Origin of the sequence: Legionella sp., from assembly GCF_047605385.1 — a bacterium.
Classification (GTDB): Bacteria; Pseudomonadota; Gammaproteobacteria; order Legionellales; family Legionellaceae; genus Legionella.
In genome coordinates, this window is sequence record NZ_JASGFU010000033.1 from 14163 (window position 1) to 28894 (window position 14732).

Genomic DNA, 14732 nt, shown 5'->3' on the forward strand with positions numbered 1-14732 from the left:
AGGAGAAGTTGTTTCATGCGAGCAATTATTTTGGCCGGAGGAAAAGGAACTCGATTAAGGCCTTACACTACTCTGATTCCTAAACCATTAGTTCCTCTTGGTGGAAAATATTCGATTTTGGAGATCGTGATTATGCAGTTGGCAGGATCTGGTTTTGAACATATTACTTTGGCTGTTAACCATTTGTCCCATTTGATTATGGCTTATTTCGGAGACGGATCACGATTTGGTATTCAGCTTGATTATTCTATAGAGGAAGAGGAGCTAAGTACTATTGGCCCTTTAACTTTGATCGAAAATCTCCCTGAAAATTTCCTGGTTATGAATGGTGACATATTATGCGATTTGGATTATGGTGCTTTTTTTGATAGGCATGTTCGACAAAATAATCAAATTACTGTTTCATCATTTCGTAGACAGGTGAACATTGATTTCGGCGTATTGAAATATGATTATTCAAGCTCGTTGACTTCATTTGAAGAGAAGCCATCTTATGATTTTGATGTGAGTATGGGAATTTACTGTATCAATAGATCTGTTATTCGTGCTTTACCAGCAAATAGTCCATATGGTTTTGATAACTTAATGTTGGATGGCCTAAAAAATGGGCAGCATATTGAGATTGTGCCATTCTCAGGATATTGGTTAGATATTGGACGACCCGATGATTATCAATATGCAGATGAACATTTTCATGATCTAGCGCATAAACTAAGGATTGGGTTATGAAAAGAGTACTTATAACAGGAGGAACGGGAGCTTTGGGCCAAGCGGTTATTGAGCATCTACAAAGTTTACAAACGTATCAAATTTTTATAACACGCTCGAAGATGGAGTCTAGTATAAATGATCAAATATCAGTTTATCCCTGTGACTTTCGTAATTTGGATCAATTGACTACTGCATTTGATTTAGCGCGTCCAGATTTGATTTTACACCTTGGAGCTGCATTTACCGAAGATCTCTTTCAGGCTCATCAGATAAATGTAGCTCCCGCAGCCCATCTTCTTGATTTAGTGTATCAAAAAAAGTCATCAGCTCGTGTGATTTTAATTGGTTCGGCTGCAGAATATGGCATCGTAAAGCCGGAAGAAAATCCAATTAACGAAGAGCATGTATTATGCCCTGTATCTGTTTATGGGCTTAGCAAAGCCTGGCAAACTCAATTAGTTGGCTTATATGCTGGTCGCGGAATTGATGTGCTGTGCCTACGTATTTTTAATCTTTTTGGCCCTGGAATTTCGGAGCGACTATTTGCTGGTCGAATACAGGGTCAAATCAATAAGATAAAGATAAAACAAAAGTCTTCAATAGAGATTGGGTCTTTAACAGCCATCCGTGATTATATATCCACAACTGAAGCTGCACGGCAATTAATGATGATTGCGTCGTATGGTGTATCTGGGAATATCTATCATATTGGTAGTGGTCAACCAGTATCTATGCATGATTTTTTGCTTGAACAACTCAAGCTTCATGGATTACCTTCCTCATTAATCTGCGCGGCTCCAGAACATTCTAATCGTTGTGGATACGATGTTCCTATCATTTTTGCCGATATGCAGAAAACAAGAAATTTGGAAAAAAATTTAAGGAGTAGAGCATGACTCAACTGAAATTAACTGTGATTACTCCAGTCTACAATGAAGAAGCCGTTATCTCACAATTTTATGAAAGGACTCGTGCTGTTTTGGATTTGATGGATGATATAGAGGCTAATATTCTTTTTATTGTAGACCCTTCTACTGATAATACCTTAGAAATATTGCGCTCTATTGTCGCAAACGATCCAAAAACAAAGGTTATTTCCATGTCGTCTCGTTTTGGTCATCAAATGGCGCTTTTAGCAGGCATTGAATATTCAACGCAAGCGGACGTCGTGGTCATGATGGATAGTGATTTACAACATCCACCCGAATTAATTCCTCAACTTATAGGCGAATACCGAAAAGGTGCTGCAGTAGTTTATACCATCCGCCGGCATGCAGAGGATGTTCGTTTTCTTCGTCGTTTAGTTGGAGCTATTTTTTATCGTTTTTTAAGATCAATATCACATGTAACAATAAATCCGAATGCTGCCGATTTTCGCCTCATTAATCGACAGGTAGCAAATTTATTGATAACAGGATTTAAAGAGCGCAATATGTTTCTCAGGGGCTTATTTTCATGGATGGGTTTTAAACAAGTTGGTATTGAATATACAGCTGAACGACGATTTGCTGGTAAGTCAAAATATTCATTTTCTCGTATGGTACAACTTGCTACAGCAGGAATCCTTTCATTTAGTGTCAAACCGTTACACGTCGGCATTTTTGTTGGCGTTGGATTTGCAACGGTTTCTTTTTTATTGATAGTGAGTACTTTAATCAGCTATTTTATGGATAGTACGATTCCTAGTGGGTGGACAACATTAGTAATATTATCGCTTCTTTTTAGTGGTGTCCAACTCATTGTACTTGGAATAATGGGGGCATATCTTGGAGGGATCTATGAGGAAGTAAAAGGACGTCCAAGATACATTATTGATGAAGTGATTATGCATAATGCGAAAGCACTTATTGAAAATGTTGAAGTCATGTAGAAGGTTGGCTATTTTGCGCCAACAATTTGAATCAGTACTTACTGCCTAATAACTTTTCGAGTAACTGTTCATGTAATGGCGTCAACTTAAGGATTTTTAAATAGAGTTGTAGGTTGGGCCTTGGCCCAACCTACGATTTTCCTTAACTTAATGACAGAGAGAAAGAGGAAATAGTCTTAAGTTGACGCCATTACGTGAACGGTTACTTTTTCGAGATACTATTATAAATGCAATATTTTTCAAAATTTCTAATTGTCGGGGCACTTAATACTATTCTTGGATATGCAGTTATTTTTTCATGCATGTATTCAATTAAAGCATCACCAGAAATTAGCAACCTATTAGGTTATAGTGTTGGATTGATTACTTCTTATTTTCTAAACCGACATTATACTTTCAAAAGTAATTTGGCAAAAAATAAAGAATTTCTTCGTTTTATTTGTGTATTTTGTATTGCATACTTTACCAATTTTGTTGTATTGGAACTATTTATCTATCACTATAATCTTAATTATGCTTTCAGCCAAATATTTGCTGGTTTTTTTTATATAAGTACTTCATTTCTTATGAATAAATACTATGTTTTTAAGTAAGGTTTAAATAATTGTGTCACCTCTTTTTAGTTGAGTCCAGGAGTTGGACCGGATTGTAGTATTTGTTCTTGTTTTACTGACTTGGAAAACTGTCCCATTGTAGACACACGGGCATGAGCTTGTTTTATTTTTGGAGGAGGTACATGCTTAAAAGCATTGGTGCAATCAAGTAACGCATCGGTCAGCGCTACAGACGAATCCGCAGCATGTTTCCCATCAATAAAGTGATACCAAAGATCCGGTTTAATTTTACGCAAGGCATCGATGAGTTGCTGAGCAAAAATCGGTGGGGCTTCTGTATCATTTCTTCCCTGTAAAATTCGAATATCAATGTCTTTTAACCTGGTTAATAGCCGTTCATCTAAAAGATTAAAGCCATGATAGGCATATCGAAATAAAGTTGTTTCAAACACAGCGTGGGTTCGATCACTAGGATTAATAATTTCTGGCACGTCCCGTAATCTCCTCAATGATTCATCTGTTGGTTCATCGTTAAATCGCTCAAAGGCCGTCCATAAGTACTGTGCCGTCATGTCATTACCAATACATAATTTATAATAGGTATCTACAAATTGTTGTGGTTTATCGGGTGAAATCGAGTAACCTCTGGATTTTGCATAAGCAAATAGTACTTGTAATGCTTGCTCACCTAACACGGAAAAACGTTCTTTAATGATGCGAGAATCAAAATATTGACTCATTTCCTCTGGCGTATTTAAGAAAATACCATAAATAATCAAACCCGCGACATGTTTTGGATAATTCGCCGCGTAATACAAAGACAGTGTGGAACCCCAAGAACCACCAAACAACAACCATTTATCAATTTCTAAAGATATTCTCAGTTTATCTAAGTCCGCTGTCATATCGTCTATCGTGAGCGTACTAAACTGTTGTGGTTCAGTATCCATATTACTAATAGAAGGTCGAGACTGACCGGTACCACGTTGATCGTAAAGGATAATATTATAGTAATCTGGGTCAAACCATTGACTATCCTCTGGGCATGATAATCCTCCAGGACCACCATGAATGAAGACAACAGCAGGTCCTGAAGGGTTGCCTCGTTGTTCATAATAAATGCTGCTATTTCCAGTAACGCGTAGAAACCCTGAATGTTGTAATGGGGCTCTAGGATATTTATTTAAAGGCATATATTCTTTTCCTAATTGATGTAGGTCTTAAAAATAGGGTTCCTTATATTTCTATTTCTTGGAGACGGCTTTTTAAATTCTCAGGAGCTATAAAGCTGAATGCTTTACCCATTTTTTGCTTAATTAATAAACCTAGATCCACAAGCCTTAATAAATTGGTTCGAGCTGTATCATAGGTTACATTATTGTTAATTGACCTACTTAGAGTAGATATAAATTTTGATGATTTTAATTTGTGCCACTATAATTTACATTAAGATTATTAATCTTAATAGAGAAAAGAATGTCTAACTCGAATGATTCACGAATAGATCATGACGATAATGATAATAATGAGGCTAGAAAGCTGTTAAAAATTACTAATGAACTGGTTAATGCACAACAAATGATTCTTGAAGTGATAAACGAGTGATTCAGTGATGTTTTTTAAGGCATAATCAAGTGAATGTTTAACAAATTAAATGAGGACATACTCTAAATTTTTACTCGTTGATTTTTTTCGGAAAAATTCTTACCTTAATAATTTTCGAAGCAGTTGCTTCCTCGATCTTGGCATCAAATTCAGGAAATTCGATCTGTTCACCTTGTTTAGGCACATAACCTAAGCGGTAAAAAAATAATCCATTTAAGATATCAATTTCATCTTCAATATCAATATCTTGATCAATAGCTTGTTCCAAAGAGTAGATGGAGCAATTTCCCGATGCGGATATGCTACCGTCGTCATTTAATATCCAATCAACTTTCGTGCGGTGAAATTCATCTTTTATTCGCCCAATAAGTATTTGAAGTAAATTATCCAATGTAACAAATCCCAAAATGGTATTTCTACCACTATAAATAAGAGCGAAATGAGGCATTCCTTCACGGAACTTGCGTAGCATATCCAGTGCAGGCATATGTCGAGAAACTTTTAATACTGGTCTAAGCAATGATTGCAATTCTTTTATTTCACCTTGCTGATAAAGAATAGGAAGAAGATCTTTCACATGAATAATACCAATAACATCTTTTGTATTTGGATCATATACAGGATAACGACTATAGCGGTGCATGATAATGATATCCATGATTTGATGAATAGGATTGTTTATATTAATCATCACCATTTCTTCACTAAATCGCATGACTTCGGTTACTTTAAGATCAGCTAAATCAAGCGTATGCTCAATGATCTCGATTTCCTCTTTGGTAAGTTCTCCGTGTAGATGACTCGCACTTAAGAGTAGCTTAATTTCTTCTGTTGAGTAAAAATTTTCATCATGATGCATCACATTTAGGCCAAAAATTTTTAATAAAAAATTGGAGCAACTATTAAGCAACCAAATTGCTGGATACATTAGCCAATAGAACCCATATAATGGTAAAGCAGTCCATACGGATACTCGCTCTGATTGACGAATCGCGAGGGATTTAGGCATTAGTTCTCCTATGACAATATGAAGAATTGAAATAAAAGAAAATGCGACAAAAAATGCGATTATTGTGATTAATCGCGGTGAGCTAACCCCAGTAAATAAAAGCACATGCTCAATGAGATGAGCAAAGGCAGGCTCTCCTATCCAACCTAATCCAATAGAAGCAATGGTTATACCAAGCTGGCACGCAGATAAATACGTATCAAGATGTTGATGTATATGAAATAGAATATTTCCGCGTAAGCCGTAAATATTTTTGATTGCGGCTACACGTGTAGAGCGAAGTTTTACCATGCCAAATTCAGCTGCCACAAAAAATGCATTTAATAAGATAAGCGCAAATGCTAATAAAAAATTAACCATAATCTATCGTTACTCCATAATTCTATTCTGCCTTAAGCAAAGGCTTATTTATTATTGATGAATACTACAATATAACTGTCAATAAATAACCATATACTATAAGATGTTGTTATGTGTAGCAGCGCACTTTGTCAAAAATGATTTTAATGTTTGCCATCCCTAATTGCGATACTGTAAAAAAAGCTTGTGCCTTCTTAGAGAAAAATAAAATTGATTATAAGTTTATCGATTTCAAGAAATTTCCACCAACAAAAACACAAATAAAATCATGGAGTGATTATTTAGGCGAACTTCCTATCAATAAAAAAGGAATGACTTACCGAAAATATAAAGATCATTATGTCACATTGAATATATCGGAAAAAATAGATTTTATTATTGCAAATACGTCACTCATCAAAAGACCTATTTTGGTACAAAATGACAAAATAATCGCGGTTGGTTTTAACGAAGAACAATATAAAGAACTCATAGCAAATTTCTGAATTGGTCTTTGAACGCTGGATCTCTTTAAAGTAAAGCACAACTTAAAAGGATGCCGTAGTCCAAAGCTATTCCAAGTTATATAAAATCTCTTAGGTGATTTTTCTTTATGAAATGAATAGATTTTATCCATTTTGTGTTTTATTAATAATTTCTTAATCTTTAATAAATTATAATAAGCACTTTATTGGTTCATTGTAATTTTATTATGAGCAAGTCTCTACAAAAAAAAATTCAGGCTCTTTTGGCGAGAGTATTATTTCCCACAGTACAACAAGATTGGTATCTAACTAAAGGTTATGGCAAAGAAGGAGTCGAGTCATTTGCTAACTTTTTAAACCAGCAATATACTGATCTGCGCGCGATTTATTATAAAGATTTCAAAGAACTTGAAATTAAAAGAGAGTTTGTTAATTGCCATGACAGCCGAAGAAATTCTTTAAAACTCGATTCAATTTCATTTACTCCCTTGTACTCTGAAAACCAAGAAGGTGAAGGTATTCACATTATTAATTTCTTTGGTCGTGGCGAATATTATGAATGTAATTTTAAAGATATGGCAAGACAGGCTAAAGCTACTGGAGCTACCATTCATGCCTATAATCCACCAGGAATGAATAGCAGCACTGGGAAGGTACTTGAATTTAAAGATTTAATTAATGCTGGTATAGCTCAAGTCAATCATTTGCTAAAACAAGGAGTACATCCAGATCAAATCATCATTCAAGGAAATTGTTTGGGAGCTGCGGTCGCTGAGGAAGTGAATAAATGCTTTAATGAGCAGTGTAATATTAACTTTAGAAGGATTAACAGTAATTCTTTTAAATCAATTTCTGCACTGCTCACTAAAATGTATCAGCCATTGGCATTGATGAAAGATACATTGAAAAAATTATTGAACTATGCAGGTTGGTATACAAAACCAGGTGCTTTATTTAAGGAAACGGGGCCCTATAAAGTTTACATGCGTCGTGCAGGAGATGAGACCATTGCTCTTTCGGTAACAATGCACATGAAAGTTGAAAAAGAAAAAAGACGAAAAGCTATTGTTTCAGATCAAGATATTAATCAAGATTATGAAAAAGAAAGAAAATGGTTAGATGAGCATGCAATTATGGAGCTTGATGATGAGCATTATGCTAAGGATAAGAAAATAAATCCACATGAATTGGATTTATATAAATTAAGAGCGAAACATCCAGATCACTGCAGTGCTTTTGATTTTGTTAATCGTTATATTAAAGCCTCTAATGAATATATTACTAAGCATCCGCAAAAATGGGATAGCTTACGTCCCCAACAAGCATGTTACATAATGGAAGATAAACACTTTTTTTGGGCTGACGAGCAGCTGCAGGACGTGTATGAGCAAATTTCGGAGATAGTTACTGACCCAATAATGGAGCAACAACACCAGGCTTGGGTTATTGATAGATATGACAAATAGTAATTTTTTTCATAATAAATATTATTAATGCCAACCACCTTCTTTAATAAAGTCATCAAAGCATTCTTGTACACGTTGTAAATACATGATCCATGGACAATGCCCCCCGTTGGCAACTATTTTATTTAAGATATTAGGCGATTGAAAGCGCTCGTCATCGCTAAAAATTCGTGGTGGGCAAATAAAATCATTTTCGCCAGCAATAGTCATTGCAGGGATTACTTTGGGTGACCACTGGCATTGATAGTCTGTGTAAAAATTTTCAATGGCAAAATAATAGGAGTTATTATTATAAGCAAAAAGTGATAACATTTTTTCACTTTCGGCTAATTCTTTGGCAGTAAAACAGTAATACTTATAAGTTTGCCAGAATTCTTTATAAGCTTCATTTGAGGGTGATAAATGATATTGACTTGCCGCAGGAACTAGATCGGGTAATTGATGTTTTTGTTGCATGGCACTGACATGCGGATAGAAGGTGTTGGTTGTAGTGGTATTCATCAATATCACTCCAGCTAAATGAGGCTCTAATTCGGGTACACTAAGGGTAAACATTCCCGAAAAACTGTGTGCGACAATAATAGGTTTTTCCAAAGATCGCACCAAATCTACTAAACCCTCTTTCCAGTGTTGTAGATTAAGTTCACCATATGTATTGGTTCCATCTTTAGGAAAATCAATCAGAGAAATACTCCCCGGTAACTTTAATTTCTGACATAACTCCATAAGGTATTCTGAACCTAACCCAGGACCACCAGGAAAAAAAAGCCAATGATAGTCTTCACCTTTAATGATTTGCTTGATTCTATATCCAAAATTTGTGTAGTTCATTTTCTAGTACAAATTTAAAAAGTAGAGCATTTTTATAACATTCTCTGATATATTGCAACTCAGGTGGGAGGTTTCGCGCAAATTGGTTTTTAGTCTTCTGATGCTGGCTTTTTTAGTACCAACATTAATGGCGTAATGATGTACCAATAAATTTTCTGCTATATTTTTTCTATGAGCATGAAAGAAGGAATTGATAATGCATAATGAGTATTCTGGAGTTATTACTCGATTTCTGCGTGATGATGAGCGTTTGATTTTATCCGAAGAAAAAGAAATGCCCTTGGTGCTTGAGGCACATCGTGAAACCAGCAGTGAATATTTGCAGCAGTTCCTGGCCGCCAGTGCCACAAAACTTATTGAAGATATGGCTCAATACGGAGCAGTGTTGCTGCGTGGGTTTGATGTAAATACTGACGAACAGTTTGAAAAAACGATTTTAAGTATCCCTGATTTTCAAGCTATTAGTGAAGCCTTTATGTCAGAAAATGGACGTGATCATGTTGAAGGTCATCAATATGTTTTATTAACCAACTCCGTATATAAAACGGGTGGAACTCTATATCTAGGTGGTTTTCACACCGAAAATTATTATTCAGCTGATGTTCCCAGCTATATTTGTTTTGGTTGCCTTGAACCTTCTACTATGGGGGGAGAGACTGGTATTATTAATACTGCCAAAATTTATCGTGACTTAAATGATGATTTAAAAAAACGCTTAGAACAACACGCTTATTTTGTTTCCGAATGGTTGGTTTCTGCAGTGGCAGAACGCTACCATATTTCTACAGATAAAGTAGAGCAAATTTGTGAGCATTTTGATTTACCGCGCGTAGGAGAAAGGGAAGATCGCTTCATTCTTATGTACAAGCCTAGTGTTTTTGAACACCCACTAACCAAAGAAAAGGCACTGGCAATCAATCTCTTTGAATTACCAAGACTTAATGATGAATTAAGAAAATGTTTCATGCATGATTATCAAGGAAAAGAATGGTTTTGGCATCGTTTGTTTTGGAAATTACCTAAATCAGTGTTTCAGTCCATAGAGTATTTAGCAGTAATAATCATTGCATTTTTTAATTCACCTAAAAAATCATATTGTATCGTGCGTAATAAATTGGCTGAATTTAAAGCCAATAAAAAAATGCATCTCGCTGTGGAGCAGCAAAAAGTGGGTAGTTGCTTTAATAAGCAGGAAGTAATCACTTTAGCCCGTTCAATGCGCAATTATTACTCTTCTTGCTTATGGAAAAAAGGCGATATTTTGTTGATTGATAATCGTAAAGTGATGCATGCAGGCATGCCAGGAAAGGGGCCCCGTTTAATTCGTGCCATGATCTGCAATCCTGTAGAAATGCATTATTTGAGAGATGAATCGGGATGTATTGAGTGCAAGGAGCGGATCACGGGCACTATTGGTGCGTGTATAGCCACAGGAAGTATTAATTAGGTTAGAATACTTTATATTAAGGAATAATTTATGGGACTCTTAGTTGATGGCAAGTGGCATGATGCCTGGTATGATACCACAAAAACCGGTGGTGTGTTTAAACGGGAGCCCACACAGTTTAGAGAAGCGTTAAGTCGCAATCTTAAAGCACGCTTTCCTGCAGAAAAAGGCCGTTATCATTTATATGTATCCCTTGCTTGTCCATGGGCGCATCGCACTTTAATTTTTCGCAAACTGAAACAGCTTGAACGTTATATTGAAATCTCTATCGTCCATCCACACATGCTTGAACATGGTTGGGAGTTTAAAAAGAGTATGGGGGCTACTGGGGATACATTGTATGGTTTGCGTTATCTTTATGAAATTTATCTTAAAGCGAAGTCTGATTATACCGGACGAGTAACAGTTCCGGTTTTATGGGATAAAAAAGAACAAACCATTGTGAATAATGAGTCTGCTGAAATTATTCGTCAATTAAATCAAGCTTTTGATCATTTAACTGGAGATACACAAGATTTTTATCCCGAGCCCTTGCGTGCCGAAATTGATGCTTTAAATGAGCGGATTTATAATGCCATCAATAATGGCGTCTATAAATGTGGCTTTGCCAGCACGCAAGAAGCGTACGAGCAAGCTTATCTTGATTTATTTAGTTTATTAGATGAGCTGGAAACCCATTTAAGCCATCATCACTATTTAATAGATAATCGACTTACAGAAGCAGATTGGCGGTTCTTTACTACTTTAATTCGTTTTGATGCTGTTTATTATGGGCATTTTAAAACGAATAAACAACGAATCCGTGATTATAAAGCCCTTCAATCTTACTTAGAGCGACTTTATTATTATCCTGGTATTTGTGAGACGGTGAATTTTTTACAAATTAAGCAACATTATTATTACAGTCATAAAGCGATAAACCCCACACAAATTGTGCCTTTAGGGCCGATCTTGCCTTTTAATTAAATCTAATTTAAAGCAATTCTCTTCTCTTAGTTTTCTATAAATAACTTTGTTGATTTTTCAAATCATTTTATTAAGTTAATTAAATTCTATCCACTTTGACTTATTACTTAATAAAATCTTAAGTTATTGCATGTAAGATAATCATCTTAGTTAATCTAACTTAAAGGAGACTTTTCAATGCCTTCATTAACCAAAGAAGATTTAAACAGACTTGAGTCTTATGCAAATAGTGAAAGGAAGCGATTAAGAAATTCTTTTTTTCAACCATATACCATGGATGATTTTAAGGATGAAAAACTAAAAAAACAAATTGTAGCCGCTCTTAATGTAATTGCTCTTGTTCATGGTTATACACAGTTAATTGTTGGATGTGGTGTAGCTGCTGCAGCAGTTTTTGGGGTAAAGAGTTTAATTGAAAACCCAAAATCCTCTAAAGAATCACGTGAATATTCCTCCGCTATTCTTTCTGCTACTATAGCTATGGGTACATATATGGCTATGGATGCTTTAAATTTTGTTTGTCGTGTTCTTGCTACCGCAATATCTGCTATTAAAGGCTTTATTGATTCTACTACTCAAGATGATGACATTGACAAGCGCCAACAATATGGGATGTAATTCCGCAATAATTTTTCTGATTAAGTGAATAGCTTCGCGCAGCCTTATTGTATTCATCTCATAAAGGGCTGAGGGTTTAATCCTCAGCTCTTAATTAATGAAGAACTATTTCTTAACAACCCGTTCTCAATTCATCATAAACTGCTATCGATTCTAAGCTTGATGCCCATTGTGTCAATAAAACTGCTTTCTGATTTTTATAAATGGAATCTAATGCGATTTAAGAGAATGTTTGGGTAAATCTTTCTTAACCCAATTAATCAAACCACCTAAAACTAGCAATTCTTTTTGGCGAGATGAGAGGGTATGCTGTACTTCTATTTCTTTACTATTAATTTTAATGCGAAAGGTATCCTTATCTAAAAGTTCAGGTAAGCCACTAATTTCTACTTCGTCATCAAGTCTGAGCGTATCGTAATCTTTGGGATTTTTAAAAGTTAACGGCAAAATGCCAAAATTAACGAGATTTTGCCAATGAATTCGCGCAAAACTTTTCGCAATTACAGCTTTTAAACCTAAATAACGAGGAGCTAAGGCGGCATGTTCTCTACTTGAACCCTGTCCATAATTCTCACCGCCAATAATAACATGGCCTTTTTTATGTTTTTTGGTACGCTCGACGTACTCTTTATCAACATAAGCGTAGGTAAATTCGCTAATTTTAGGGATATTACTGCGATAGGGTAAGACCTTGGCGCCGGCAGGAGAGATTTCATCGGTGGAAATGTTATCACCGACAATCAAGAGTACGGGTATTTTATATTCATGAGGCAAAGGATCTAACTCAGGTAAGGTCACAATATTAGGTCCTTTAACCAGTTTTGTTTTTTTCGCATCATTTAAATCAATGGGGGATTCAATGCATGCTTTATTAAGAATTGCTTTTTTGGGCAAGCTGACTTTAGGATAAGGCATATCCAAAGTTCTGGGATCGGTAATCACCCCCATTAGTGCAGAAGCCGCGGCAGTTTCAGGGCTGCAAAGAAAAACTTTATCTTCCATTGTGCCCGAGCGCCCAGGAAAATTACGTGGTACAGTACGCAAACTGTTTTTATGTGTTGCCGGAGCCTGCCCCATGCCAATACAACCATTACAGCCCGCTTGGTGGATACGTGCACCTGCATGAATAAGATTACCCAAATGTCCTTCATTGACTAACTCTTCTAAAATAGTGCGTGAGCTGGGGTTAATATCAAAAGAAACATTAGGCTTAATGGTGTGCCCTTTAACGATTTGTGCAGCAATAGCAAAGTCTCGATATCCAGGATTCGCAGAAGAGCCAATGTAGGCTTGATAAATTTCTTCTCCGGCAATTTCTGATACAGGGACTACATTACCTGGACTTGTGGGTTTGGCAATAAGTGGCTCAAGTTTGGATAAGTTAATTTCATCATTTTTATCATAGGTTGCATCAGAATCAGCCACCAACTCTTGCCAATCAGTCTCACGGTTTTGACTTTTTAAAAATTCTTTAGTGATTTCATCAGAAGGAAAGACGGTAGAAGTGGCACCAAGCTCAGCACCCATGTTGGCGATTACATGACGGTCCATGGCCGTGAGACTTTTTAAGCCTTCACCATAATATTCAATAACATAACCTACACCACCTTTCACATCATAGCGGCGTAACATTTCTAAAATAACATCTTTAGCACTGACCCAATCGGATAAGTGACCAATTAATTTTACTCCAAACACTTTCGGCATTTTGATATATAGGGGGTATCCTGCAATGGCCATTGCCACTTCCAAACCACCGGAACCAATAGCCAACATGGCCATAGAGCCTGCAGCGCAGGTATGGCTGTCAGAGCCAGTAAGCGTCTTACCAGGTTTACCAAAGTTTTGCATATGCACGGCGTGACTAATGCCGTTACCAGGGCGGCTGAAATAAATACCAAAATGACGTGCCGCACTTTCTAGGAAAAGATGGTCATCAGGGTTTTTATTATCTTCTTGAATTAAATTATGATCGACATACTGCACCGAAATTTCTGCTTTGGTGCGTTCTAACCCCATGGCTTCGAGTTCAAGCATAACAAGAGTTCCGGTGGCATCTTGGCATAGAGTTTGATCCATTTTTAAGGCAATTTCTTTACCTGGCGCCATAGTGCCTTTAAGAAGATGAGCGTGGATAATCTTTTCAGTGACGTTCATTTTTTGATCTCTTCCATGTCGTCAAGCTATTAATAAAATATAGCATAAAAGCCCAGATTCTGAATGAGTAGAGGTTTTTGAATAGGCTAAATTTAAGTAAGAGGATTGTTCGGAGTGTGAGTATGAACTATGTGGATCATTGCTGTGTCGGTTGCCGCACTCTTTACAACCTGTAAATTTGTTATTTCATTGGTAAATAATTTGTTCATCCACACCAATAGTCGAAACAAAGCAATAGCCAAAGATGCTTTTAGTAGTGTTGATAAAAAAGCCTTACAGAATATTTTTAAAGGCTTAATTGAATGGGACGCTCAGATAGTGGGCAAGCTGAAAGAAATATCTTATCCCACGTTGTGTATTTTAACAGATGAGCACCATTGTACTTACAACAAGTTAAGACAAGAAGCGCCTCAATTTGAATTTGGAAAAGTAATAGGCTCAAAATGTTGAGCGACTCTAGAAGTTCCAGAGCAAGTTAATGCGATGATTGAGCGATTTTTAACATTAAATTTATTTATTCAAATTTAAAAGTTAATTGTAATTTCAATGTTGAATTCATAAAGACGTCAAGAATTGGAACAATTTCGTATGAAGCATCCAGGCATCATCCACTAATTTTATGTGCGCGCTGAGCGCTGCTTGCCTAAAATCGTTAAACAAAACCTCAGGGGTAT

General features: G+C 36.1%; 15 protein-coding genes. 11 read left to right on the forward strand and 4 right to left on the reverse strand.

Features of this window, described 5'->3' with window-relative positions; all coding sequences use genetic code 11:
* The first annotated feature begins 15 nt into the window (after nt 1-15).
* The 4 genes from QM652_RS08885 (at nt 16) to QM652_RS08900 (ending at nt 3174) form a co-directional block, all read left to right on the forward strand.
* Complete coding sequence (locus QM652_RS08885) at nt 16-729, forward strand: sugar phosphate nucleotidyltransferase (RefSeq protein ID WP_415074934.1); 714 nt, start codon at nt 16-18, stop codon at nt 727-729.
* Nucleotides 726-1607, forward strand: a complete 882-nt coding sequence (locus QM652_RS08890) for an NAD-dependent epimerase/dehydratase family protein (RefSeq protein ID WP_415074936.1) — start codon at nt 726-728, stop codon at nt 1605-1607. Before QM652_RS08885 ends, QM652_RS08890 begins: the two co-directional genes overlap by 4 nt.
* A complete protein-coding gene (locus QM652_RS08895) occupies nt 1604-2581 on the forward strand; it encodes a glycosyltransferase family 2 protein (RefSeq protein ID WP_415074938.1) in 978 nt (325 codons plus the stop codon). Before QM652_RS08890 ends, QM652_RS08895 begins: the two co-directional genes overlap by 4 nt.
* Nucleotides 2582-2808: 227 nt before the next feature.
* On the forward strand, nt 2809-3174 hold the full coding sequence (locus QM652_RS08900; RefSeq protein WP_415074939.1) for a GtrA family protein: 366 nt from the start codon (nt 2809-2811) through the stop codon (nt 3172-3174).
* 26 nt (nt 3175-3200) lie between these two features.
* On the opposite strand, the gene QM652_RS08905 is transcribed toward QM652_RS08900, so the two are convergent.
* Entirely contained in the window at nt 3201-4328 is a 1128-nt protein-coding gene (locus tag QM652_RS08905) for an alpha/beta fold hydrolase (protein ID WP_415074941.1), read from the reverse strand.
* Between the two features lie 283 nt (nt 4329-4611).
* On the opposite strand from QM652_RS08905, the gene QM652_RS08910 reads away from it, so the two are divergent.
* Nucleotides 4612-4740 carry a hypothetical protein gene (locus QM652_RS08910; protein ID WP_415074943.1) on the forward strand — a complete coding sequence of 43 codons (129 nt, stop codon included), beginning with the start codon at nt 4612-4614 and terminating at the stop codon, nt 4738-4740.
* Between the two features lie 70 nt (nt 4741-4810).
* Here the strand turns inward: QM652_RS08910 and QM652_RS08915 are convergent, their stop codons facing one another.
* The gene (locus tag QM652_RS08915; RefSeq protein ID WP_415074945.1) at nt 4811-6109 is read right to left on the reverse strand and encodes a hemolysin family protein; all 1299 of its coding nucleotides are present in this window, start codon (nt 6107-6109) and stop codon (nt 4811-4813) included.
* Between the two features lie 137 nt (nt 6110-6246).
* On the opposite strand from QM652_RS08915, the gene QM652_RS08920 reads away from it, so the two are divergent.
* Complete coding sequence (locus QM652_RS08920) at nt 6247-6594, forward strand: arsenate reductase family protein (protein ID WP_415074960.1); 348 nt, start codon at nt 6247-6249, stop codon at nt 6592-6594.
* A 206-nt stretch (nt 6595-6800) separates the two neighbouring features.
* Nucleotides 6801-8039: a hypothetical protein gene (locus QM652_RS08925; protein WP_415074947.1), complete on the forward strand. Its 1239-nt coding sequence runs from the start codon at nt 6801-6803 to the stop codon at nt 8037-8039.
* Nucleotides 8040-8063: 24 nt separating this feature from the next.
* On the opposite strand, the gene QM652_RS08930 is transcribed toward QM652_RS08925, so the two are convergent.
* The gene (locus QM652_RS08930; RefSeq protein WP_415074949.1) at nt 8064-8870 is read right to left on the reverse strand and encodes an alpha/beta hydrolase; all 807 of its coding nucleotides are present in this window, start codon (nt 8868-8870) and stop codon (nt 8064-8066) included.
* 196 nt (nt 8871-9066) lie between these two features.
* Here QM652_RS08930 and QM652_RS08935 point away from each other — a divergent pair, with 196 nt between their 5' ends.
* The 3 genes from QM652_RS08935 to QM652_RS08945 all read left to right on the forward strand — a co-directional run bounded on the left by QM652_RS08935 (nt 9067) and on the right by QM652_RS08945 (nt 11901).
* The gene (locus QM652_RS08935) at nt 9067-10317 is read left to right on the forward strand and encodes a TauD/TfdA family dioxygenase (RefSeq protein WP_415074951.1); all 1251 of its coding nucleotides are present in this window, start codon (nt 9067-9069) and stop codon (nt 10315-10317) included.
* Between the two features lie 30 nt (nt 10318-10347).
* Nucleotides 10348-11283, forward strand: a complete 936-nt coding sequence (locus tag QM652_RS08940) for a glutathione S-transferase family protein (RefSeq protein WP_415074953.1) — start codon at nt 10348-10350, stop codon at nt 11281-11283.
* A 177-nt stretch (nt 11284-11460) separates the two neighbouring features.
* Nucleotides 11461-11901: a hypothetical protein gene (locus QM652_RS08945; protein WP_415074955.1), complete on the forward strand. Its 441-nt coding sequence runs from the start codon at nt 11461-11463 to the stop codon at nt 11899-11901.
* 210 nt (nt 11902-12111) lie between these two features.
* On the opposite strand, the gene QM652_RS08950 is transcribed toward QM652_RS08945, so the two are convergent.
* On the reverse strand, nt 12112-14058 hold the full coding sequence (locus QM652_RS08950) for an aconitate hydratase (protein WP_415074957.1): 1947 nt from the start codon (nt 14056-14058) through the stop codon (nt 12112-12114).
* A 129-nt stretch (nt 14059-14187) separates the two neighbouring features.
* Here QM652_RS08950 and QM652_RS08955 point away from each other — a divergent pair, with 129 nt between their 5' ends.
* Nucleotides 14188-14508, forward strand: coding sequence for a hypothetical protein (locus QM652_RS08955; RefSeq protein ID WP_415074959.1), 321 nt, complete (start codon nt 14188-14190; stop codon nt 14506-14508).
* Nucleotides 14509-14732 lie beyond the last annotated feature (224 nt).